This is a genomic window from Bacillus sp. 522_BSPC, from assembly GCF_001076885.1.
GTDB lineage: Bacteria > Bacillota > Bacilli > Bacillales > Cytobacillaceae > Niallia > Niallia hominis.
This window is the reverse complement of sequence record NZ_JVDT01000079.1, coordinates 1-441: the sequence shown is the minus strand read 5'-3', so window position 1 is coordinate 441 and position 441 is coordinate 1. Positions and strand designations below refer to the sequence as shown.

At 40.6% G+C, this 441-nt stretch carries 1 pseudogene; it reads right to left on the bottom strand.

Features of this window, described 5'->3' with window-relative positions:
* Positions 1 to 441, bottom strand: a pseudogene (locus tag ADJ83_RS06120) (IS3 family transposase); the annotation flags it as partial.

Below are 441 nucleotides of genomic sequence, written 5' to 3'. Positions count from 1 at the left end.
AGTATATGCTTGAAGGAAGCTGTAGTATCCAGAACGAGAAACCTTTAAAAGATCGCAAAAATACTTGGTCATACGCTTAAATCCACCTTGTTTAATGGTCTCAGAAATTAATGGATATACTCTACTTGGTTCTAGGTTTTTTGTTTCGTTTAGCAGCCTCCTTTCTGTCACTTCTAGCTTTTTTAATAACTCTACCTGTCCCTCCAATAGCTTAATTCTAGCTTCTTGCCTTTCAATCACTTCAGACGGCGTAAGTTCTCGCTTTAATGGTCTACCAGAACCGGCCTTTCTTGAGTCTGTAAGTCCGATTAGCCCATCCTTTTCATAGGCTTTCTTCCACCTGTATGCGGATTGTTCCATTCGCTTCATTCCTATCACGTCCACATCAAAGCCGTTTTCCATGAAGATTTGTCGAGGAAGTTTTCCACCTAGATACTCATC